The 23173-nt window shown below is 41.0% G+C and carries 19 protein-coding genes and 1 pseudogene; 10 read left to right on the top strand and 10 right to left on the bottom strand.

What is annotated here, in order from left to right:
* From E0W68_RS09790 to E0W68_RS09780, 3 genes are all read left to right on the top strand, one after another.
* Complete coding sequence (locus E0W68_RS09790) at window positions 1-3150, top strand: efflux RND transporter permease subunit (RefSeq protein WP_135219248.1); 3150 nt, start codon at window positions 1-3, stop codon at window positions 3148-3150.
* A 10-nt stretch (window positions 3151-3160) separates the two neighbouring features.
* Window positions 3161-4561, top strand: coding sequence for an efflux transporter outer membrane subunit (locus E0W68_RS09785; protein WP_135219247.1), 1401 nt, complete (start codon window positions 3161-3163; stop codon window positions 4559-4561).
* Between the two features lie 150 nt (window positions 4562-4711).
* Complete coding sequence (locus E0W68_RS09780; protein WP_135219246.1) at window positions 4712-5182, top strand: CHAP domain-containing protein; 471 nt, start codon at window positions 4712-4714, stop codon at window positions 5180-5182.
* 57 nt (window positions 5183-5239) lie between these two features.
* Here the strand turns inward: E0W68_RS09780 and E0W68_RS09775 are convergent, their stop codons facing one another.
* Window positions 5240-5563 (bottom strand): hypothetical protein, encoded by a 324-nt coding sequence (locus E0W68_RS09775; RefSeq protein ID WP_135219245.1) that lies wholly within the window; start codon window positions 5561-5563, stop codon window positions 5240-5242.
* Between the two features lie 123 nt (window positions 5564-5686).
* Here E0W68_RS09775 and E0W68_RS09770 point away from each other — a divergent pair, with 123 nt between their 5' ends.
* Window positions 5687-6739 carry a PA0069 family radical SAM protein gene (locus E0W68_RS09770; RefSeq protein ID WP_135219244.1) on the top strand — a complete coding sequence of 351 codons (1053 nt, stop codon included), beginning with the start codon at window positions 5687-5689 and terminating at the stop codon, window positions 6737-6739.
* A 399-nt stretch (window positions 6740-7138) separates the two neighbouring features.
* On the opposite strand, the pseudogene E0W68_RS09765 reads toward E0W68_RS09770, so the two are convergent.
* Together E0W68_RS09765 and E0W68_RS09760 are read right to left on the bottom strand one after the other, a co-directional pair.
* Window positions 7139-8104 (bottom strand): annotated as a pseudogene (locus E0W68_RS09765) (YpdA family putative bacillithiol disulfide reductase).
* Window positions 8104-8574 (bottom strand): CYTH domain-containing protein, encoded by a 471-nt coding sequence (locus E0W68_RS09760; RefSeq protein ID WP_135219243.1) that lies wholly within the window; start codon window positions 8572-8574, stop codon window positions 8104-8106. The pseudogene E0W68_RS09765 and the gene E0W68_RS09760 overlap by 1 nt, the downstream one beginning before the upstream one ends.
* Before the next feature lie 88 nt (window positions 8575-8662).
* On the opposite strand from E0W68_RS09760, the gene E0W68_RS09755 reads away from it, so the two are divergent.
* Window positions 8663-9793, top strand: a complete 1131-nt coding sequence (locus tag E0W68_RS09755) for a hypothetical protein (RefSeq protein WP_135219242.1) — start codon at window positions 8663-8665, stop codon at window positions 9791-9793.
* 336 nt (window positions 9794-10129) lie between these two features.
* On the opposite strand, the gene pgi is transcribed toward E0W68_RS09755, so the two are convergent.
* The 6 genes from pgi to E0W68_RS09725 all read right to left on the bottom strand — a co-directional run bounded on the left by pgi (window position 10130) and on the right by E0W68_RS09725 (window position 17469).
* Window positions 10130-11773, bottom strand: a complete 1644-nt coding sequence (gene pgi / locus E0W68_RS09750) for a glucose-6-phosphate isomerase (protein ID WP_135219241.1) — start codon at window positions 11771-11773, stop codon at window positions 10130-10132.
* Between the two features lie 2 nt (window positions 11774-11775).
* Window positions 11776-13008 carry a peptidoglycan DD-metalloendopeptidase family protein gene (locus E0W68_RS09745; RefSeq protein WP_135219240.1) on the bottom strand — a complete coding sequence of 411 codons (1233 nt, stop codon included), beginning with the start codon at window positions 13006-13008 and terminating at the stop codon, window positions 11776-11778.
* A 23-nt stretch (window positions 13009-13031) separates the two neighbouring features.
* On the bottom strand, window positions 13032-13964 hold the full coding sequence (locus E0W68_RS09740; protein ID WP_162076262.1) for a tryptophan 2,3-dioxygenase family protein: 933 nt from the start codon (window positions 13962-13964) through the stop codon (window positions 13032-13034).
* A 9-nt stretch (window positions 13965-13973) separates the two neighbouring features.
* Window positions 13974-14735 carry a DUF3108 domain-containing protein gene (locus E0W68_RS09735; protein ID WP_135219239.1) on the bottom strand — a complete coding sequence of 254 codons (762 nt, stop codon included), beginning with the start codon at window positions 14733-14735 and terminating at the stop codon, window positions 13974-13976.
* A gap of 301 nt (window positions 14736-15036) precedes the next feature.
* Window positions 15037-16197 (bottom strand): 4-hydroxyphenylpyruvate dioxygenase, encoded by a 1161-nt coding sequence (gene hppD, locus E0W68_RS09730; RefSeq protein WP_135219238.1) that lies wholly within the window; start codon window positions 16195-16197, stop codon window positions 15037-15039.
* 114 nt (window positions 16198-16311) lie between these two features.
* Window positions 16312-17469 carry a homogentisate 1,2-dioxygenase gene (locus E0W68_RS09725; protein ID WP_135219237.1) on the bottom strand — a complete coding sequence of 386 codons (1158 nt, stop codon included), beginning with the start codon at window positions 17467-17469 and terminating at the stop codon, window positions 16312-16314.
* 242 nt (window positions 17470-17711) lie between these two features.
* Here E0W68_RS09725 and E0W68_RS09720 point away from each other — a divergent pair, with 242 nt between their 5' ends.
* The 3 genes from E0W68_RS09720 to E0W68_RS13850 all read left to right on the top strand — a co-directional run bounded on the left by E0W68_RS09720 (window position 17712) and on the right by E0W68_RS13850 (window position 20975).
* Window positions 17712-18692, top strand: a complete 981-nt coding sequence (locus E0W68_RS09720) for a hypothetical protein (protein WP_135219236.1) — start codon at window positions 17712-17714, stop codon at window positions 18690-18692.
* 316 nt (window positions 18693-19008) lie between these two features.
* Window positions 19009-20823 (top strand): sodium-dependent transporter, encoded by a 1815-nt coding sequence (locus tag E0W68_RS09715; RefSeq protein WP_135219235.1) that lies wholly within the window; start codon window positions 19009-19011, stop codon window positions 20821-20823.
* Complete coding sequence (locus tag E0W68_RS13850) at window positions 20820-20975, top strand: hypothetical protein (RefSeq protein ID WP_162845822.1); 156 nt, start codon at window positions 20820-20822, stop codon at window positions 20973-20975. Before E0W68_RS09715 ends, E0W68_RS13850 begins: the two co-directional genes overlap by 4 nt.
* Window positions 20976-21053: 78 nt before the next feature.
* On the opposite strand, the gene E0W68_RS09710 is transcribed toward E0W68_RS13850, so the two are convergent.
* The gene (locus tag E0W68_RS09710; protein ID WP_135219234.1) at window positions 21054-22016 is read right to left on the bottom strand and encodes a succinylglutamate desuccinylase/aspartoacylase family protein; all 963 of its coding nucleotides are present in this window, start codon (window positions 22014-22016) and stop codon (window positions 21054-21056) included.
* 290 nt (window positions 22017-22306) lie between these two features.
* Between E0W68_RS09710 and E0W68_RS13845 the strand changes: the two genes are divergently transcribed.
* The gene (locus E0W68_RS13845; RefSeq protein ID WP_162845821.1) at window positions 22307-22462 is read left to right on the top strand and encodes a hypothetical protein; all 156 of its coding nucleotides are present in this window, start codon (window positions 22307-22309) and stop codon (window positions 22460-22462) included.
* An 8-nt stretch (window positions 22463-22470) separates the two neighbouring features.
* Window positions 22471-23064, top strand: coding sequence for a GNAT family N-acetyltransferase (locus tag E0W68_RS09705; RefSeq protein WP_135219233.1), 594 nt, complete (start codon window positions 22471-22473; stop codon window positions 23062-23064).
* The last annotated feature ends 109 nt before the right edge of the window (window positions 23065-23173 follow it).

Below are 23173 nucleotides of genomic sequence, written 5' to 3'. Positions count from 1 at the left end.
ATGTTAAAAACCTTTATAGAAAGACCGGTACTCTCTACCGTTATTTCGATATTAATAACGATATTGGGAGTATTAGGGCTTATGTCGCTCCCTGTAGAGCAATATCCCGAAATTGCTCCGCCTACGGTACAGGTAACCTCTACCTACACCGGGGCTAATGCCGAAACAGTACTAAACAGCGTAATTGTTCCGCTGGAAGAAGAGATAAACGGGGTGGAAGGAATGACGTATATGACCTCTACCGCATCCAATGACGGTGTGGGTACTATAAACGTATTCTTCGAACTGGGCGTAAACCCTGATATTGCTGCCGTAAACGTACAAAACAGGGTAGCACGCGCCACCAGCAAGCTGCCCGAAGCCGTAGTACAAACAGGAGTAACTACCGCAAAAACCCAAACAAGTGCCCTTATGTTCCTTTCGCTGTACTCTACCAATAAAGAGTATGACGGAACATTTGTACAAAACTTTGCCAAGATAAACCTTGTCCCAAAGCTACAGCGTGTAAAAGGTGTGGGGCAGGTAAACGTATTTGGTGGTAAAGACTACTCCATGCGTATATGGATAGACCCCGAAAAAATGGCATCATACAACCTTACCCCTGCTGATATACAAACCGCACTGCGAGAGCAAAACGTAGAGGCAGCCCCGGGTAAATTCGGAGAAAATGCCGATGGAGTTTATGAATATGTAATAAAATACAAAGGTCGCCTTAACCAAGTAGAAGAGTATGAGAATATTGTAATAAAAGCTACGGGCAACGGTAACTTTTTGCACCTGAAAGATGTTGCTACCATAGAGCTTGGCGCGTTTAACTACGGGCAAAAAAACTACGGTATGGGCAACGAGGGTGTTGCCATAGGTATCTTCCAAACATCAGGCTCTAATGCTAACGATATTATTGAAGAGGTTATAAGTATATTAGAAGAAGCTAAACCATCATTCCCAAAAGGGATAGAATATGTAATACCGTTTAACACCAAAACATTCCTGGATGCCTCTATAGATAAAGTAACCTCTACATTAATAGAAGCCTTTATACTGGTATTTATAGTAGTATTCCTGTTCCTTCAGGATGTGCGCTCTACCCTTATTCCCGCTATTGCAGTGCCGGTGGCAATTATAGGTACATTCTTCTTCCTTAATGCCTTTGGCTTCTCTATCAACCTGCTCACACTCTTTGCTATGGTACTCGCCATTGGTATTGTGGTAGATGATGCCATTGTGGTTGTAGAGGCAGTGCACGCCAAGCTGGACGAGGGCGAAAAATCGGCAAAGAAAGCAACCCTTTCGGCAATGAGCGAAATAACAGGAGCTATTGTTTCCATTACCTTAGTAATGTCGGCAGTATTCATACCGGTATCCTTCCTAAAAGGACCATCGGGGGTATTCTATCAGCAGTTTGCCCTAACCCTTGCGGTTGCAATTCTTATCTCGGCAGTTAATGCATTAACACTGAGCCCTGCGCTTTGTGCCCTGTTATTAAAACCTCATGACGACGATCATGGTAAAAAGAAAAATATAAAAGACCGTTTCTTTACTGCCTTCAATACCGGCTTCAATGCCATGAACCGAAAATATACCGGCTCACTTGGCGTATTGGTAAAAAGAAAATGGATTACCGTTGTTGCCCTTATCGGGTTTACAGGCATAACCTACTACCTGTTTACCACCACACCGTCAGGGTTTATACCTAATGAAGACAGGGGTATTATTATGGCAGATATAACCCTGCCACCGGGAACAACATTAGAGAAAACAGAAGAATCAGTAAAACAACTTGACTCGATACTACAATCGATGCCAATGGTAGAAGCCCGTATGAACATTGTGGGTTTCAGTTTGCTGAACCGCATCAACGGAGGTTCGTATGCCTTTACCGTTATCAGGCTGAAAGACTGGTCGGAACGTACTGAGCCCAACCAATCGGTAGATGCCATAGTGGGCGAGCTTTTTGCCCGAACGGCAGCCTTTAAAGACTCCCGAATGCTGTTCTTTACACCACCAAGCGTACAAGGTTTTGGTAGTGCCGACGGTTTCGAATTTAAAATAGAAGACAAAGGCGATGATGACTGGGCTACGGTAAGCCAGGTGTCCAACGAGTTTCTTGCCGCGCTGTCGCAACGCCCCGAAGTACAATATGCCATTACCAACTTTAACCCTAACTTCCCGCAATATCAAATGGATATTAATGTGGAAAGGGCTAAAGATGCAGGCGTATCCGTAAGCGACATCTTTAATACCATGCAGGGTTACTACGGTGGTTTATATACTACCGACTTTAACCGCTTTGGTAAACAGTTCCGTGTAATGATACAGGCGAAGCCTGAAAACAGGGCTGACGAACGCTCTATAAACGATGTGTATGTGCGTAACGCAGGCGGAGAAATGGTGGCAATAAGCCAGTTTGTTGATTTCAAAAAAATATACGGCCCCGAGGCAGTATCACGTTTCAACCTGCTGAAAGCCGTTAACGTAAACGGTAAAGCAAACCCGGGCTATAGTAGTGGCGACGCTATTAAGGCTATACAGGAGGTTGCAGCACAACACCTGCCCAACAACTATACTTACGAGTTTAGTGGTATGACACGTGAGGAAATCCTTGCGGGCAACCAGGCAGCAGGCGTATTCCTGTTAAGTTTAATATTTGTGTACTTCCTGCTTAGTGCGCAGTACGAGAGTTATGTAGTACCGCTGGCAGTACTGCTATCATTACCCGTGGGTATAGCCGGAGCTATCGGCTTTGTAAAACTTGCCGGACTGGAAAACAACATTTACTTCCAGGTAGCCTTGATAATGCTTATAGGACTCCTCGCCAAGAATGCCATACTTATCGTAGAGTTTGCCATACAGCGAAGGCGACACGGCATGAGCCTGGCACAATCGGCCATAGAGGGTGCAAGAGCCCGTTTACGACCTATCCTTATGACATCGTTTGCCTTTATTCTGGGACTATTACCCCTGGCACTGGCAACAGGTGTAGGTGCTGTGGGTAACCGTTCTATCGGTATGGGAGCCGTAGGCGGTATGCTTATCGGTACACTGTTCGGAGTATTTGTAACCCCTGTACTGTTTGTCATATTCCAAGGGCTGCAAGAAAGAATATCAGGCAAGCGTAAAGAAGAAGAAACTGAAAACACGGCAGCATAAAAACAGAAATATGAAATTTGTAAAAACAACATATAGAATAATAGCGGTAACGGGTGTAGCCTTGCTCATGCAATCGTGCTTTAGCGCAAAAACCTACAAAAGACCCGATGTACAGGCAGAAAACCTGTACCGTACCGAAGTAATGGCGAAAGACAGTACCTCGATGGCAGATGTAACTTGGGAAAAAATGTTTACCGACCCTGTACTGCAAAAGCACATCAACAAAGGGTTGCAAAGCAACTTTGATATACGTGTGGCACTGCAAAACATTACCGCTGCAAATGCTTACTTAAAGCAGGCAAAAGTGGGCTACTTCCCTACCCTTTCGGCTAAAAGTACCTGGACACACCAGGAGTTTGCCAAAAACAGCCAGTTTGGTAGCCTGTTTAGTAACTTAGACCAATATGAGCTAAGCGGAAGCCTGTCATGGGAAGCCGACATTTGGGGTAAAATACGCAGCAACAAGCGTGCGGCAAGTGCCTCATACCTGCAAACTATTGCAGCAAACCAGGCGGTAAAAACACAGGTAATAACAAGCATAGCCGCTACCTACTACCAGTTGCTTTCGCTTGATGCGCAACTTGAAATAGCCGAAAAAACACTTAACAACCGAAATGAAAGTGTTGAAACCATACTGGCATTAAAAGAAGCAGGCAGCGTAAACGAAGTGGGTGTAAAACAAACCGAAGCCCAAAAATACAGTACAGAGCTTATTATAGAGGACCTGAAGAACAATATTGTACTGATGGAAAACTACATGAGCCTGCTGCTTGGCGAAGCCCCGCACGAAATAGAGCGCACCACGCTTGCCGAGCAAGAGCTTAACCCCGAAATAAAACTGGGTTACTCCGCATCGTTATTACGTAATCGCCCCGATGTTGTGGCTGCCGAATACGGGTTGGTAAATGCTTTTGAACTTACCAATGTGGCGCGCAGCAACTTTTACCCCTCGTTTACGGTAACGGCTTCGGGCGGATTGCAGAGTATAGAGCTTAAAGAATGGTTTAGTGCCAACTCTGTTTTTGCTAACGTTATTACAGGGCTTACACAGCCTATATTCAACGGCAGGCAAATACGCACACAATATGAGGTTCAAAAAACGGCTCAAGAGCAAGCCTATATTCAATTTGAGCAAACACTGGTAACGGCAGGTAAAGAGGTGAGCGATGCGCTTGCCAACTATACCAACGAAACCAAAAAACTGACCATACGCGAAAAGCAGGTAGATGCACTGGTGAAGGCTGCCGATTATTCGGATGAATTATTGGACTATGGTTTGGTAAACTACCTTGAGGTACTTACCGCCAAAGACAACGCCCTAAACAGCGAACTGAGCCTTATCGATAATAAATACCAACAATATCAAGCCATCATCAACTTATATAAAGCTCTTGGCGGCGGATGGCAGTAACGATAATTTTTTAGAGGATTAATTGTTTTGTTTATGTTTGAAACCCCGATACAGGAAATTACTGTGTCGGGGTTTTTATTTTTTGATATTTTGAAAAAGTTTTTCTCCTATATTTGATTTATGAATTTAATCCACTAAAAACTAAACAATATGGAACAGAGTAAAGGACAAAAAGTAGTAGAAGTTGCCCAAAAAGAAGTAGGCACGGTAGAAAGCCCCAAAAACAGCAACAAAACCAAATATGGCAAGTGGTTTGGGTTCGACGGCGTGGCGTGGTGCGGCATGTTTTGCAGTTGGGTATATGCCGAAGCCGGAGTGCAACTACCCAAAATAGGTTTCCTGAAAGGATTTGCAGGCTGCCAGACAGCCGTAGCCCATTTTAAAAAAACAAAAGAAATAACGAACACCCCGCAAGCGGGCGACCTTGTTTTTTTCGACTGGAACGGCGATAAAAGATATGACCATGTAGGCATATTTGTAGAATGGAGAGAACAAGGAAAAACCTTTAGCACCATTGAAGGAAATACATCCTTTTCAAACCAGAGCAACGGTGGCGAGGTTATGAGCAGGGCACGCAGCGCGGTAAACGTTATTTTTGTACACCCTACGGTTCTTGATTAAAGCATAAAAACTAACTCCATTTTACAAAAGAAGCTCCGCACCTGTTTGCGGAGTTTTTTATATAATGCCAAAAAGAAAATGTATAATAAGCACGATAATAAAAATACCTACTACCATTGCAATCATACTCTGCCCCTCTGTTTTTTCGCCAACTAATTTTCCGTTTTTGCGAAGCTGTATTTTTATACCTATAACATTCCAAAACAAAAAAGAGGTAAGCACCTCATAGGTATCATTTTCAAAAGTAAACTCGTGGCGTGTACCAAAAATGGAATATTTTTCTGAAACAGACTTGCCGTTTACCACAACTATTTCTTTTCCCAAATTAGTATTATAAACAGTAACGTTAGTATCCTCTATAATAAAATCGGCTGTAGTCATAATAATGCTATTAATCGCTCAAATATAATAAAAAGTAAAAAAAGCAATCTGATTATTTTCATTTTTATATAAGATTATTTTCTTATAAATAATTATCTTGCACCCATAAAAAGGAGCAGGATTATGAAAAAGGAAAACATAAAAGGACAAGGAGCAGTACACAATGTACACAACCATTTCGAGAAAAACCGCTACGAGCAAAGCATCTATCAGGATGATTATGAGGAGGAAATAGCCAAAACACAGGTTATAGAGGTACACCCCAAAACCATAGTAAACAAAGTAAAAAGCCCCGACCTGCACATGGCATACTCCATGAACCCCTACCAGGGGTGCGAACATGGCTGTGCCTACTGCTATGCCCGCCCCACGCACGAATACTGGGGTTACAGCGCAGGCGTAGAATTTGAACGGGTAATACTCGCCAAAAAAAATGCCCCCGAACTGCTGGAACAATTCTTTAAAAAACGGGGTTACGTACCCGAATCTATTTTACTGTCGGGTAATACCGATTGCTACCAGCCCGTAGAGCGCAAACTGCAAATAACCCGCAGGCTGCTACAGGTATTCTTGGAATACAGGCATCCTGTAAACGTACTCACCAAAAATGCACTTGTAACCCGCGATATTGATATACTTGCCCAACTTGCCGAAAAAAACCTGGTAACCGTATCGCTAAGCATACCCACCATAAACGAAGACCTGAGACGAAAACTGGAACCCAGAACCTCATCCGTAAACACAAAACTCAAAGCAATAGAAACCCTTAGCGAGAACGGCATACCCGTACACATTATGGCAGCACCCATGATACCGGGACTCAACACTATGGAGATACTGCCCATAGTAAAAACCATTGCCGAAAAAGGGGCGTTAGGATGTAGTTATACCCTGGTGCGCCTTAACGATACGGTAGAACCTGTTTTTAAAGACTGGCTTGCCGAGCACTATCCCGACAGGCAGGACAAGGTGCTGCACCAGATAGCATCGATGCACGGGGGCAAGCTGGGTGAAAAAAGTGTGGCAAAACGCAAGGTGGGCGAAGGCAACATTGCCGATATGATACATACTACCTTTAAAATAGCCCGACAAAAGTATTTTGCCGATAAAGAGTTACCCAAACTTAACTTCGGGCTTTTTGACGGTACAAAAGGGGAGCAGTTGCGATTGTTTTAAGTCCCCAAACCCCCAAAGGAGGAATTATTAGTCATTGCGAGGAGGCACAACAAAGCAATCTATTCCAGATTGCCACGCTCTGTTTCACTACGCTAAAAATGACACCGTACTATAAACTGTTACTGCAAACTGCTAATGATTATATCCGCTTGTATCCGCCCAATCTGTGTCATCCGCGTTCCATAACTATAAACTGAAACTACTACTGAAAACTAAATACTGCGACTGAGTACTGATTATATCCGCTTGTATCCGCCCAATCTGTGTCATCCGCGTTCCATTAACCGCAAACTGGAACTGAAAACTAAATACTGGGACTGAGTACTGATTACATCCGCTTTTATCCGCCTAATCTGTGTCATCCGCGTTCCATAACTATAAACTGCTACTGTAAACTGTTTACTTAGAAAGTATATCCTCCACAATCATATCAGCATGTACACGGCTGTTCTCTATAAACCACTTGTGCGTTTCCAGTCCGCCGCACACTACTCCGGCAAGATACAGCCCCTGCACATTCGTTTCCATAGTGTCAGTATTAAATTCGGGGATGCGGTTAATGCCCGAAGCTATATTTACGCCTGATTGTTTTAAAAAGTCAATATCAGGGCGGTAACCCGTCATGGCAAGTACAAAATCGTTCTCAACCGTAATATTTCCGTCAGGCGTTTTTATATCTGCCGAATGTTCGTGTATTGCTGTTACTTCCGAATGGAAATAAGCCTTAATACTCCCCTCCGCTATGCGGTTTTCAATGTCGGGTTTAATCCAGTACTTCACGCGGTCGTTAATCTCCCCTTTTCGGATAACCATAGTTACCTCTGCCCCTTTGTGCCAGCACTCCAAAGCAGCATCTACCGATGAGTTATTTGCCCCGATAACCAGCACTTTCCTAAAGGCATACTCGTGCGCCTCGCGGTAGTAGTGGCGAACTTTGGGCAGGTTTTCGCCCGATACATCAATATATACGGGAATATCATAAAAACCTGTGGCAATTATTACATTCTTAGCCGTATAATTCTGCTTGTCAGATGTTACTATAAACGCCCCGTTTTCCTGTTTCTGTATGCTGTTTACCTTTTAATACAGGTGTATGTTCAGCTTAAAATGACTGTGAATGTTACGGTAGTACTCCAAAGCCTCCTGCCTGCCCGGTTTGGGCGCAATACAGCTAAAAGGCACATTGCCAATCTCCAAACGGTCGGCAGTGGAGAAAAACGTCATATACAGCGGATAATTATAAAGGCTGTTTACCAATGCCCCTTTTTCGAGCACCAAATAGTTCAATCCTTTTTGCTGTGCTGCTATGGCACACGCCATGCCTATAGGCCCTCCGCCTGTTATTATTACATCATACATATTCATCATTTCCATGTAGTAAAGGGGTTACGGCTCAGGTAGGCGTTATAGTAACGTTCATCGCCCGTTACCTCCTGCCCCAGCCATGCGGGTTTTGCAAAAGCCTCGTTTTCATCTTCCAGTTCTACTTCGGCTATAACCAGTCCTCTGTTTTCGCCAAAAAACTCATCTACTTCAAAGGTATGCCTGCCTGCTTTTACTTCATAACGCATCTTGTCTATTGCTCCTTTTTCGCAAAGCGTAAGCAACTCTTGCGCTTCGAGAACCGAGATTTCCACTTCCCACTCCATACGGGTAGTACCGCTCTCGTTACCCATGCCTTTTATGGTAAGATAACCCTTATCGCCTTTTATGCGAACGCGAACGGTGCGCTCCGGGTGGGAGTTGAGATAGCCCTGACTGATACGGGTTTGGGCAAAAGCCTCTTGTTTGTAGTTGTTATTTAGCACTAAAAACTTGCGTTCTATTTCGGTCATAATGTATTGCAGAATTGTATAGGCAAGGTACGGATTTTATAGGTTTTATAAGCAGAGTTTGTATATTTACTACTATCAATTATCAGTTATGAAAAAATTACTGTTTCTATTTTTACTATTCTCAATACAGGTTTATTCTCAGTCAGATGAAACGGTTGTATATGGCAGAATAGAGTCAAAGTATGATGAAATAAAGCTTAAATCAGTTATAGCGATGCGTATCAGATATTATACGCAGGATAATTCATATTATACTTTTGCAGATGTAGAAAAGGATGGCAATTATTCCAGGAAGCTTCCTCACAATGTCAGAGTTCTTATAGCTCCCAACTACCATAACTATCATGCAGATACTATAGAAGTGTATACCGGCTTGAAAGACAGTATCCGGGTAGATTTTATTTTAAAACCGAAAAAATACATATATACTCAGACTAAAGCAATTCAGGATATTGAAAAAGGTTTAGTCCAGCTCATCACCTTTGATACTTTGGAGTATGAATGGTCTCGTAAAGTCGATTTAAAAAAGAAACTCGGATTTGACTATTTACTATTAAAAGAACCGAAAGATGATGATTTTTATGATGAAATGGCTATTTATAATCAACAGACCGAAGCTTTTCTTTCAGAACAAAAACCTGACTGGGAATACAATTTATCAATACTGCGTGACAGTATTATACATCTGGAAGCCGATCAATATGGAGAAAATCATATTATCAATATTAAAAAATTAAAAGTCCCTGCAAAGGAAAAACTTCCTGAAGAGATGAAAAAGCGAATTGAAGCACGCTATAATGAATATGTTAATGTAAAAGATAACTCTGTATATAAGCCGTTAGATAAAAAGCACATGCTAAAAATAATTCTCACCGAAAAAGATTATAATAAAATGAGCCTTGTTCTTGATAAGCTATCGGAAGAGTATGATGTAATGATTCCTGAACTGATACAGCTCCTCACTGATAAAAAGGAAATCGGTATAGAAAATTTTCAAGGTATAATTGTTGATCGGCAAAATGGTCCATTGACGTTTCACTGCTGCATACCCATACCCTTCTCAAGAGATGATTTATATACTGTTGCCGGCAGAGCTAACTATTTATTGAAGATAATTACCACGGAAGACCATGGAAACATATATCCTGACACCAATGAAGAATATTTGAAAAAAATTCAAAACCGTTGGGCATATTGGCTTTTACAATTACAGGAATAAAACTGACACTGATTGTCATTGCGAGGAAGCACGACGAAGCAATCTTTATTTAGATTGTCACGCTCCGTTGCACTGCGCTCGCAATGACATAGAAAATCAATTGCACTCTTCTATGATGATGAAATCCTGCAAGGTTTCCAAAACCTTGTAGGTATAAATAACTAAAAATACTTGTAATATATCTCTTTAATACTCTGACAAAGATTGCCGCGTCCCATTGCATTACACTCGCAATGACAAAAAACACCTGTAAAGTTAAAACCTTACAGGTGCTATATTAATGCCTATTCACTCTTGGCTATTGCCTTTTTATTCCCCCTTCGGGGGTTAGGGGGCTTATCTTTTCGCTAAAAAAGCCTTTAGCAATGCCGTAGTACTGCTATCATGCTGTTGTACTTCGCCTGAGTTGATTTCTCCTAAAATAGAGTTGGCAAGCTGTTTGCCCAGCTCTACACCCCACTGGTCGTAGCTGAATATATTCCAGATAACACCCTGTACAAATATTTTATGTTCGTATAATGCTACTAATGAGCCTAACGTTTCCGGCGTCAGCTTGTCTATCAATAATGTATTGGTAGGTTTGTTACCTCGGAATACTTTAAACGGAAGCAGATAATCGGCTTCTTCGCCTGTTATGCCTTTTGCATCAAACTCTGCTTTTACCTGCGCTTTGGTTTTACCGTTTAGCAAGGCTTCGGTTTGTGCAAAAAAGTTCGACATCAATTTATCATGATGATCCTGGTTACCGTGCAACGGTTTAATGAAACCAATAAAATCAGTCGGGATTAACTTCGTCCCTTGGTGTATCAACTGGAAAAAGGCGTGCTGTGAGTTCGTGCCCGGCTCGCCCCAAATAATAGTACCCGTTTGGTAGTTCACAGGGTTACCGTCGCGCCCCACGCTCTTACCGTTACTCTCCATAATACCCTGTTGCAGGTAGGGAGCCAATTTTTGCAGGTACTGGGTGTACGGAATCAACGCTTCACTCTCGGCACCGAAAAAGTTGTTGTACCAAATGCTTAACAGCCCCAGTACAACCGGTATATTCTGCTCGTGCGGGGCAGTACGGAAATGCTCGTCCATTTCGTGTGCGCCCTGCAACAATTTATCAAAATTATCATAGCCTACCGCCAATGCGATAGAAAGCCCAACGGCACTCCATAAGGAGAAACGTCCGCCAACCCAATCCCACATCGGGAAAACATTATCCGGGTTTATACCAAACTCGGTTACGTTTTTCAGGTTGGTGCTTACTGCTACAAAGTGCTTCGCTACATCCTCCTGAGATGCCGATTGTAAAAACCATTCTCTTACCGTATTAGCGTTACTCAGTGTTTCCTGTGTGGTAAAGGTTTTAGATACTATTACAAAAAGCGTAGTTTCGGGGTTCAAGCCTTTTAGCTTTTCCATCACATGATCGCCATCCACGTTGGATATAAAGCGTACTTCAAGCTGGTTTTGGTAGTAAGCCAAAGCTTCCACCACCATAGCAGGACCCAAGTCGCTGCCACCTATGCCTATGTTTACCACATGGGTAAAGGCTCTGCCGGTATAACCTTTTCGGCTACCGCTTATTACCTCATCGGTAAATTGTTTTATTTTGTTTTTAACGGCATATACTTCGGGCATTACGTTTTGCCCGTCCACCATTACCTCAGCCGACTGTGGTGCGCGCAGTGCCGTGTGCAGTACTGCCCTGTTTTCGGTACGGTTTATGGCTTCGCCCCCAAAGTAGCTTTCTACAGCTCCTGCAAGGTTTACCTCTTTGGCAAGGTCTTGCAGCAGGTCAAGCGTTTTTTGGTTTACAATGTTTTTAGAATAGTCCACTAAAAAATTATTCCACGTAATGTGGAATTTTTCGCTCCTGCTGCTATCGGCAGCAAACATATCCTGCATGGATGCATATTGCATATCGGCAAAATGTGCTCTTAATTCCTGCCATGCGGCAGTACCGGAAGGGTTGGTGTTTTCGAGTGCCATAGTTACTTATTAAATGTGATGTTAGAGATGCTGTCTAATTCTTTTTTTAATGGCGTCATGTGCTCTATAAACTTGGGCTTGTACTTATCTGCCATAGGTTGTGATGTGGGTAGTTTTTGCTTAAGGGCATCTACCTGTACCCCGTTTTTCCAAAAGCGGTAGCACACGTGCGGCCCTGTGGCAAGCCCGGTACTGCCTACCAGCCCTATTACATCGCCTTGGTTTACATGCTGCCCCCTGCGCACTTTTATCTTGCTCATGTGCAGGTATTGGGTGGTATAGGTACTGTTGTGCCTTACTTTTACATAGTTACCGTTGCCGGAGGTATAGCCTGCTGCTATAACGGTGCCCGATGCGGTAGTCATTATAGGTGTGCCTGTGGGCGCAGCATAATCTGTACCGTTATGGGCTTTCCAGCGTTTTTGTACGGGGTGAAATCTTTTTGGAGAAAATCGTGAACTGATACGGCTGAACTTGAGGGGGGCTTTAAGGAACATGCTCTTTAGCACCTTGCCTTCTTCGTCATAATAATCGGCTCGTTTTGCAGTAGGTTCTTGTTTAAAAGGGAATGCGTATTTCTTGTCGCCTTTGGTTTCAAAATAGGCTGCTTCTATGCTTTCCAGCCCTCCGTATATGGTATCGCTTATAAAACGTTCGTTAATGGTTACGGCAAATTTATCGCCTTTTTGGAGTTTAAAGAAGTCGATAGACCATGCATATATTTCCGAAAGCTCATGGGTTAGCGCCGGGCTTGAACCCAGTTTTTGTACTGTTGCAGATAGTGAGCCTTCTATCTCGGCAGCTATTACCCTACGCTTTATGGTGAGCGGACGGGTTTTTTTATAGGCTTTGGCTATAGAGTCGCGCAAATCGACTACATAGTAGCTAAGCCTGTCTGCCTGATAGATGAATACTTCTAAGCTATCGGGTTTTTGTTTGTTTTTAAGTAATGTATAGGGTTTGCCTATTCGGATGTCTCTCAGGTTAAAACTATCGCGTATGGCTTGGGTAATATTATGCACATCAGTAACCGAGTAACCTTGTTTTTGCAGTAATCCGCCAAAGGTATCACCGCTTTGTATGGTGTCGTTCACTACCGTAAAATCGTCCAGCACAAAACCAAATTCTTTTTTTACGGTTTTTTTCTTGGCAATGGGTTGTTGTTTATCTTGTTTTTCCTCGTTATTACAGGCTATTAAAGTAAATAATAGTATTATGATGGTTAAATATCTCAATGTCGGCTTTTTAAAAAAATCTGTTATACATTTTCACCCCACGTGCGTAACTCTTCTTCTGTCCATAATTCGGGGAAAAATATTCTTCTCTGGTATTTAGGGTGCATGTACTTTTTCCAGTCGCTGCCTCCTGTGGCTTCCTGTGGTCCTGCCTCGCTTTCTATATACTTTGCTGCGGCATTGTAATGCCCCATTACCCATGTTACATTTACAGTATAATCGTAATGGCGCATGGCTTTTACCAGCATGGCATCGTTTTGAGCTTCCTGAGGCAGTTGTTTAAATTTCCTCCAAATGTTTATGGTGTTATATTCTTCCATATAACGCAGAAATTCGTCTTTATATTTCTTTTCAAATGCTTTTATCAAGTAACTTTTTTCGCCTGTTTTGTGGTCTTTGCCTGCTGCCTGCCAGTACAGGTGTTCAAAAGCATGCTCGTAGGGCGTGTTGCGGTCTATAGTTGCCCTGAAACGGAAATCGATAAGGTTTATCAAATCGGTACTGGCAAATTCTATAAGCCTGTACTGCGCGCTCTGGAAACCGCTTGCGGGGGTGAGCGTATTACGGAACTTCATGTACTGCGCTACCTGCATACCGTCGCCCATTATATCGAATGATGTGGTGAGCATATCAAAATAGCGGCTGATGCGCATCAGTTTTTCGGTAAATATCTCGGTAGTGGGCGCATCGTCATGACACAGTTGCTCGGTTTCCCAAAGTATCATTTTAAACAGCAGCTCGTTTATTTGATGATACATTATAAATATCATCTCGTCGGGCAGCGTGGTGCGCTGTATCTGTAGGTTAAGTAAAGCGTCGGTTTGTATATAATCCCAATAGGTAATGGGCTTTGCCCATAGTAAGCCTTCTAAATGGGTTTCCGTTTTCTGGTTTATTGCTTTGAATTTTTCTTCAAGAGCATTTAGCTTTTCCTGCATAGAGGGTATTAACTCCATTGTGTGTGTTTATTTAGCTTCAAAGGGGTATTTTAACCCTTTATATTCCATAAGATCCGCCTTTAGCGAACCTACGGCAAGGCTTGCTTTTATTCGTAAGGGTATCTTATTTTCGTCGTCTGATATCCAGACGGTTAAACTTTCTTCTTCTTTAAATACGCGGCCTGCCTGTACATACGGCCTGAATATCATTGTGGAAACATTGCCAAATTTAGTTGATATCTCTTCTCTGCCGATAAATTTAAGTTTAAATTTTGTAGTTTCATCATCAAAAAACATATCTACCGCAATAAATTCACCAATTTTCATTTTATCTACTCCGGGATGGTTCCTCAAGTAGTAAAATGTAGAAACCATATCTTGTACACCGGCAGGTACTGACAGGGTTTTTTCCTTTTTATTCTTATAATCTTTTACCAGTACGGTATTGTTTGCCTGATTGAAGAAACCCTCCTGATCTTTGGTATAGCCGCCCTCATCTATTTTTCGCACGTACTGGTAGGGGGTTATCGTTTTTTTATCAAAGTAGCTTTCATAATTGTCTTCTACTTTAAAAAAAAACTTTGTCATACCCGTAGTGCGCCCCTTGCCTACCACATGATATACTTTTTTACCATTTCTTACGGCATCTTTTACCTCCAGCGTTGCATATCCTGCATTTACGATACCGTAATGTATTCGGAATTTGAAATATTCGCCTGTGGTAAAAGCATTTTGCGAAAAAGCATTGCCCACTGTAAAAAGCAATAATATTGCTAACATTTTTTTCATAGTTTCCTTTTTTGTTCGGTGTTACTAGGGGTGAACGCAATTTCTGTTCCAAAAGTAAGAAAACAAAAAAACCCAGTCAAATGAATGACCGGGTTTTTATGCTATTAACCAACCAAAAAACTATAAATTATGAAAAATTTATCACAAAAAGCAGATTATATCACTACCTCCTTTTTTGCGAGTGCAAATGTATTCATATTATTGAAGATTTATTTGTTAAAAATATACTTTAACACATTATCCTCAAAAAAATAGCCTTTCGATATTCTAAAATTACATATACTGTAATTTTAGGGCTATTTTATAACGTTCCTCGCAACTCTTGCTCGCGTTCTATGCTCTCAAACAGGGCTTTAAAGTTACCGGCACCAAAACCGCGCGCACCCATTCGCTGTATTATTTCATAAAAAAGCGTTGGTCTGTCCTCTACCGGTTTGGTAAATATCTGTAGTAAATACCCCTCTTCATCAGCATCTACCATAATACCCAGGCTTTCCAGTACCGAGATGTCTTCTTTCATTATACTCATGTGCTCGCCCAGTCTTTCGGGTACGGCTTGGTAGTAGGTATGCGGTGGTGCAGAAAGGAACTCTACCCCTCTTGCTTTCAGGTCGCTTACTGTTTTTATGATATCATCCGTAGCAATGGCTATGTGCTGCACACCGGGACCACCATAAAAATCCAGATATTCTTCTATCTGCGATCTTTTCTTTCCTTCGGCAGGCTCATTTATAGGGAATTTTATACGCCCGTTACCGTTGCTCATTACCTTACTCATTAATGCCGAGTACTCGGTATTAATTTGCTTATCGTCAAACGAAAGGAAGTTTACAAAGCCCATAACCTCTTCATACCACTTTACCCAAGTGTTCATTTCGTTCCAGCCCACGTTGCCCACCATGTGGTCAACATATTTAAGTCCTGTAGGGGCAGGGTTATAATCGCTTTTCCAAGCTCTGTAACCGGGCAAAAATGCTCCGTTGTAGTTTTTTCGCTCTACAAACATGTGTACGGTTTCGCCATAGGTATATATACCGGCACGCACTACTTCGCCATGCTCATCGGTTTCAACCGTTGGCTCCATATATACTTTTGCTCCGCGCTTGGTGGTTTCTTCAAATGCGCTTCGGGCATCCTCAACCCAAAGGGCTACTACCTTAACTCCATCGCCATGCTTTACGATATGGTCGTTTAGCGGAGACTCTGCCGTTAGCGGAGTGGTAAGTACTAATCGGATTTTATCCTGAACCAGTACATAACTTGCACGGTCTTTTACCCCCGTTTCCAGTCCTGCATAAGCTAATGACTGGTAACCGAAAGCTGTTTTATAATAATGGGCTGCCTGCTTGGCATTACCCACATAAAATTCTACATAATCAGTTCCCATTAGGGGAAGAAAATCTTGTGCGCCCTCAAATATTTTTTCGAGTCCGTATTCTACACTTTTAACTTCTTTACTCATAATTTTATATTTTCGTTAACTGACGTGCTGACACTGACAGTTAGTTATTTGTTGAATTGTTTATTTGTAAACAGAGTATGTAAGCCTTCTCCTTTGGAGAGGGTTTGGGAGAGGCTACTCTACCCAGCTTTTATAATACTGCCCGTCGTCTATACCCATAGCGGCTTTAGTTACTTTTAGCGGACGGAAGGTATCTACCATTACGGCAAGTTCCTGTGTTTCGGTTTGCCCTATACTGCGCTCTGTAGCTCCCGGTGCGGGTCCGTGCGGAATACCTTTCGGGTGCAGGGTAATATGTCCTTGCTCTATATTGTTACGGCTCATAAAATCGCCATCTACATAATACAACACCTCATCGCTGTCTATATTACTGTGGTTGTAGGGTGCAGGTATCGATAACGGGTGATAGTCGTACAGCCTTGGGCAGAACGAGCATACTACAAACGTAGAGGTTTCAAACGTTTGGTGTATGGGTGGCGGTAGGTGTACCCTGCCGGTTATCGGCTCAAAATTATGGATGCTAAAGGCATACGGGTAGTTGTAACCATCCCACCCTACAACGTCAAACGGGTGCGTGGCATATACTATCTCGTGCATCATGCCTTCTTTCTTAACTTTTATAAGGAAGTCGCCTTTCTCGTCATACGTTTCAAGCTCTTGCGGAAGTTTAAAATCGCGCTCGCAAAACGGCGAATGTTCTAAAAGCTGCCCACTGCCATTTTTGTAACGCTTTGGTGTATATATCGGGGCGATTGACTCGGTATAAAACAGGCGGTTATCTTCGGTATTAAAATCGATTTGGTAAATCATTCCGCGCGGAATGATAAGGTAATCGCCATACTCAAACGGTATGTTACCCATAAAGGTGCGCAGCGTTCCGCTGCCTTTGTGGATGAAAATCATCTCATCGGCATCGGCATTTTTGTAAAAATAGTCGCGTAGCGATTTTCTTGGAGCTGCAAGCCCTATAATACAATCGCTGTTTACCAACATATCTGTACGGCTTTCTAAAAAGTCGTCCTGCGGTTGCAATTCAAAGCCTTTTAGCAGTAATGATTTTATATTCTTGTCAATGGCAATTTCGGGCGCAACAGAGTATGATTTTACAATCTCTTTTACCTGTGTTGGCCTGTGCACCTGATACAGCAACGAAGAGTGACCGTGAAAGCCCTCGGTACCGAAAAGCTGCTCATAATAAATGCCGCCATCGGGTTTGCGAAACTGTGTGTGCCTTTTTTGCGGGAAATCCCCTAATTTGTGGTATATAGGCATAATTAAAATGTGTTTTAGTTATTAAACAGTAAAATTGAAAAACAGTTATAACAACAACTGCCTCACTCAGGATTTCTCTTGATGAGGAATTTTAAATAGCTTAATAAACCGTGCCATTGCGAATTCATGTAACAAATATCGGAAAAATTTAATTTTAGCCCGTAGTTTTTGAGAAAAAATAAGAATACTTTTAAAAGTTATTATTATTATTTTTATTATGTTTGATATATAATTTTTTATCCATGACCAACAAAATTACATCTAAAGAAATCGAATCTAAACCAAAACAAATTAGAAAATTTTTTTACAGACACCTTCCATGGGTTTTTACAATTATATCAATCCTCATTTTTTGGATAGTAGAATGTAATTTTTTTACATTGAAATTTAACTCTATCTTAGAAAAATTCGGTATAGCTATTTTCTCTTCTGGAGTTTTTGCAGCTGTATTAAAATCCATTCAGTTTACAGGTCTATTCAAAGAAGAAATTGAAAAAGTAATGCTGGGAGCTGATTTTCTAAAAAATAGATCTGATCTTCCAGTTTTATGGCGTAAAATTTCGCAAACTATCTATAAAAGCAGATTTCCTAAAATAAGTGAAGAACTTGAAAACAGAATATTAAATACTTATTTTCCCACATCCACAGAATATTATTATGAAGATTATATTGTAACAATTAATATTGATGAAATCGATGAAAATTTTGTCATAAGTTACACTCAGACATGTAAATATAATGTGATTCTTGACAAGGATTTAAATGGTACGAATATTATTCTAAAAACTGCCATAAGTCAATTAGATGAAGCATCTAAACCTATCAATGATTTAATTTTTTTTAAAGTGAATGGCGAAGACTTAAATCCAAAAGAAGACCAAGCTACTCTTGATGATGAAGATGCAAAAAAATTCACAATTCCTTTAACCGGGAACGGACCATTTAAAGTACATTCAAAATTTAAACGGAAATACTCATTAAAAGGTGAAAACTATAAACTATTCAGAATGAATACTTTTACAAGAAATATGGATGTAACCATTTCTTACCCTCCGCATGTATGTGTTTCTTTTTTTAACATTGGAAATGTAAATTTTTTCGAAAAAAATCATACTGAAATAAAAAACCTCATTAGTAGAAGTCACAGAAATGACGTAATTTTGCCATATCAAGGTTTCGGCATGAGTTTTGAGAGAAATAATATAAATGTTAAATCAGAATGAAAAAGTTTGTTTTAAAAAAAATATTACCAATATTTGTATTGATATCCAATCAACAATAAGACTTTTAAAACTTAAAAAATCAAAAATTATGGCAACAAAAACAAGGAACACCAAAGGAATTGATGAATTAAGTTAACTAAAAACATTAAATTTTTTAAAAAAGCAGCTCTTAGCTGCTTTTTTTATAAAAGCACATCAAATCTGTTAAAACCTTTTACTGATATTTATTTTTCAGTACCAAAATTTCCGCTTTTAGTTGTTTTTTAGTTTGTTTTCCTATCTTTGAAACCTATAATTAACCAAAAAACATTCTTTTATGTCAGGAAAAGCAGAATCGTGGGGCTCACGGGTAGGCTTAATTCTCGCTATGGCAGGTAATGCCGTAGGGCTCGGTAACTTTTTAAGATTTCCTGTACAGGCAGTACAAAACGGCGGAGGCGCATTTATAATCCCTTACCTTGTTTGCTTTGTAGTAATGGGGATACCCCTACTTTTCATAGAATGGTCCACAGGGCGTTACGGCGGGCGTTACGGCAACCACAGCACACCTTACATTCTTGACACAATGGCAAAAGGGCGTATCTGGAAATACATAGGTGTTTTCGGGATATTTACCAACATTGCCGTTGCTTCCTACTACTGTTATATCGAGTCGTGGACAATGAGCTACGTGTACCACTCCATCATAGGTACGTTCAGCGACATGAACCAATCGCAAATAGCAGGCTTTTTTAATGACTATACCACCATAGGAAAATCGACAACAGGAATACCCTTCGAAGCTATAATTTTCTATGTGCTGTGTTTACTGCTAAACACCTATATACTTTCTAAAGGACTTAAAGGCATCGAAAAGGTAGCCAAAATAGGCATGCCGTTACTAATACTTTTCGGAGTAATACTTGCCGTAAGAGGCTTAACACTGGGTACTGACGGAGCTTCGGATATGTTCCCGGATGCCAACGCATGGGATGGTCTTAACTTTTTGTGGACACCACAATACGACTCACTCGCCAACCCCAAAGTGTGGCTTGCAGCAGCAGGGCAAATATTCTTTACCCTATCAGTAGGTATGGGTACAGTGCACTGTTATGCAGCATACATTAGGTCGAAAGACGATATTGCACTCAATGCCGTATCGGCAGGATTTATGAACGAGTTTGTAGAAGTAGTACTGGGCAGCCTTATCGTAATTCCAATCGCGGCAGGATATCTTGGTTTGGACTGGGTATTGCAAAATGCAGGCTTTGGTATGGCGTTCCAAACCATGCCGTATCTCTTCCAGCAATGGGGCGAAGTCCTCGCTGTATGTGCAGGCGTGTTCTGGTTCGGGCTGCTGTTCTTTGCCGGTATTACCTCATCACTCGCAATGGGTACACCATGGATGGGCTTTATGCGCGACGAGTTTAACTGGAGCGGTAATAAAGGCGCATGGTCTTTCGGGCTTCTTGCCCTTATTATGGGGTTACCCACGGTATTCTTCTTCCAGGAGGGCGTGTTCGATGAGTACGACTACTGGGCGGGTACAGTAAGCCTTGTAGTATTTGCATTCCTCGAAACCATACTGTTCTCATGGATATTTGGTATCAATAAAGGCTGGGCAGAAATAAATATGGGTGCCGATATTAAAGTGCCTATCGTGTTTAAATACATCATACTTATAGTTACCCCATTGCTGTTGGGTTGGGTACTGGTAGCCAGCTTACCGGATATGGCTGATAAAATAGCCAACAAAGATACCAACAACAGAGAATGGTTTGCCGATGCCTATTATGCCGAGAATTTTGATTCCGAAGGGATAAAAACGGGTGTGGTCGATTCGGTTGCCACCGATTTTATAAAAATGGCATACCAAAACGAAAAGCAGGTATATAACAAACAACTCGACAAACTGGAAACACAGGTTTTTACCGATTATAAAACCTATGGCTTTAAAAAAGGACAAAATCCTATAGTAGCAGTAGGACAAACCATAAAACCTAACGATAAAATTGCCGAAGGTAAATTTACCAACCACGTGTTTTATAAAACCATAGGCAGGCTGCTGCTGGTAGCGCTGTTTTTATTCATATCTTTAATGGTATATAAAGCATTCATTAAACGCAGAAAAGAAGGGAGGGTACATTCATGAAAACAGAAGCATTAATAACCATGGTAGCCGCGCAGGGTATTGTAATAATAATGGCATTATACTTTTTTTATAAAGTTTTAACCATCAAGCCCAAAGAAGAACCGGACTCCTACAGGGAGAACGACGATGAAACCGACAGGCAAGAATCTTAGTTTTTAGTCGCAGTCGCAGTATTCAGTCACAAATACTGAAAACTGAATACCGCGACTGAAAACTGCGACTGACCGCTACTATTCAGAAAGTTTTATAGTAATATGAAAAATAGCGTCGCCCTGATATACAATAGGCGCATCGTTACTGTTGATGATATAGCCCTTGTGAGGGGCTTTTACCGTATGTTCAAACTTGCCGAAAGGGTCGGTAATAAGCGCAATAACCTCACCTTTTTCCACCAGTTTGCCCACAGTAGCCTGATTTTGCAATAACCCCGAAAAAGTAGCCCGCACCCATACCGAACGCTCTATATATACCGATGGCTCATCCTGTTTCACCTTTTTCTTAGGGTTCAGCATATCCAAATGGTCTAAAAAACGTTTGGTGCCACGCACCGCTGCCTGGGTAACATCATGGTTCAGGTCGAGCGATTTACCGCCCTCAAACAACAACATTTTTACCCCCAGCCTGCCGGACGCATTTCGGAAAGAACCCGCTATATTTTTAGAATACAGCGTAAAAGGAGCATTAAATACATCTGCCAATTGTTTCAACTCGGCATTATTGGGCACAATACGAATTTGCGGAGCATTAAAACGGCTTGCGCCCCCCGCATGAAAGTCAATACAATAATCCACATTCGGGATTATCTCTTTAAGCAAATGCCAGGCAAAACGCCCGGCAAGCGACCCGCGCGGGCTACCCGGAAACACGCGGTTAAGGTCGCGCCCATCAGGAAACTCCCTGCTCTTATTTACAAACCCGAAAATATTAATAACAGGTATGCAGATGATAGTACCGCGCTTGGGTTTGTTTATCTTCCGTACAATCAGTTGGCGCACTATTTCGGTGCCGTTTATCTCGTCGCCATGCAGGGCTGCCGTAAACAGCACCACAGGGCCATCGGTTTTGGCACGTTCTATAATAATAGGTACTTTTAGCTTACTCATAGTGTGCAGGCGCGCAATTTCCATATTAATGGTTTTACTCTCACCGGGCAATACCGTTTCGCCAAGTATCGTTATGTTTCTGTGTGGCATAGGGTTGTTTTACAGCCCATAAAGATAAGAGTTTTTTGGTTTTGGTTATTTGAGACCCCAAATCTTGTCCCTTGTAATTATTAAAACGAAGTACGATTAACAATTTTATAATCAAAAATACTCCTTTGTATTAAAAGAAAAATTTACCTCAACTTCAAAACCACACACAAATAAGAATAAGTATAAACTATCAAAACCGACTGCTCTATAGAAAAAAGAGATTGTCCCACATAGTTATTAGGACTCAATTCTTCTTATATTTGTAGATATTTTTCTATATATAAAATATTATGGCAATTGCAATAAGACAAGTACCAGTATTAAAAGACAAATTAGCGTCAGGTTTCAATAAAAGAGCAGATGCTAATGTATCTAAAAAACACTCTGTTGATTTTTCGACTCAGTCTTCTATTGCAAAAAAAATACTTAAAAACGCAAATTTATAATTCTTGCTTTGAGTTTTCTACAAGAAGAATGCACTTTAAGATTATTAAATCAAAATCTTCTATCTGGTTCAAATAAATTTTCTTGCGGAGATAGAGACTTAGATGATTTCTTTATAAATGATTGTGAAGATTATTCCAATCAATTAATGGGAAAAAGTTATTGCTTTACTTTAAATCAAGACTCTAGTCAAATTGTATGCTCATTCACACTCTCTAATGACAGCATCAAGACCAACTTTATACCAAAATCCAATAAGAATAAACTAAACAGAAAAATACCAAACGCAAAACGGATGCGTTCGTATCCAGGTGTTCTAATTGGTAGATTAGGAGTAAATCAAGACTTTGTTGGCAAAGGCATTGGAAGAGAATTAATGGATTTCATTAAAGCTTGGTTTATTGATAGTGCTAATAAGACTGGGTGTCGCTATTTAGTAGTCGATGCATATAACCGAGAAAAGCCAATTTCATACTATGAGAAAAATGGCTTCCAATTCCTATTCAATAACGAAGAAGAGGAAAAGACATATGCAGGATTAAACACTAATGATATTTTAAATACAAGATTAATGTATTTTGATTTAATTGTTCTGAAGGCTTAAGCAATTTAATTATTTATCATTTTCGATTTCTATCAAATTCCCTTCATCGTACCTTCCCACAATAAGGAGTCCCGAAACTTTTAACTGAAAACTGTTTACCGAGACTGAA

Source organism: Flavobacterium salilacus subsp. salilacus, assembly GCF_004634195.1.
GTDB lineage: Bacteria > Bacteroidota > Bacteroidia > Flavobacteriales > Flavobacteriaceae > Flavobacterium > Flavobacterium salilacus.
This window is presented reverse-complemented; position numbering and strand designations above follow the sequence as displayed.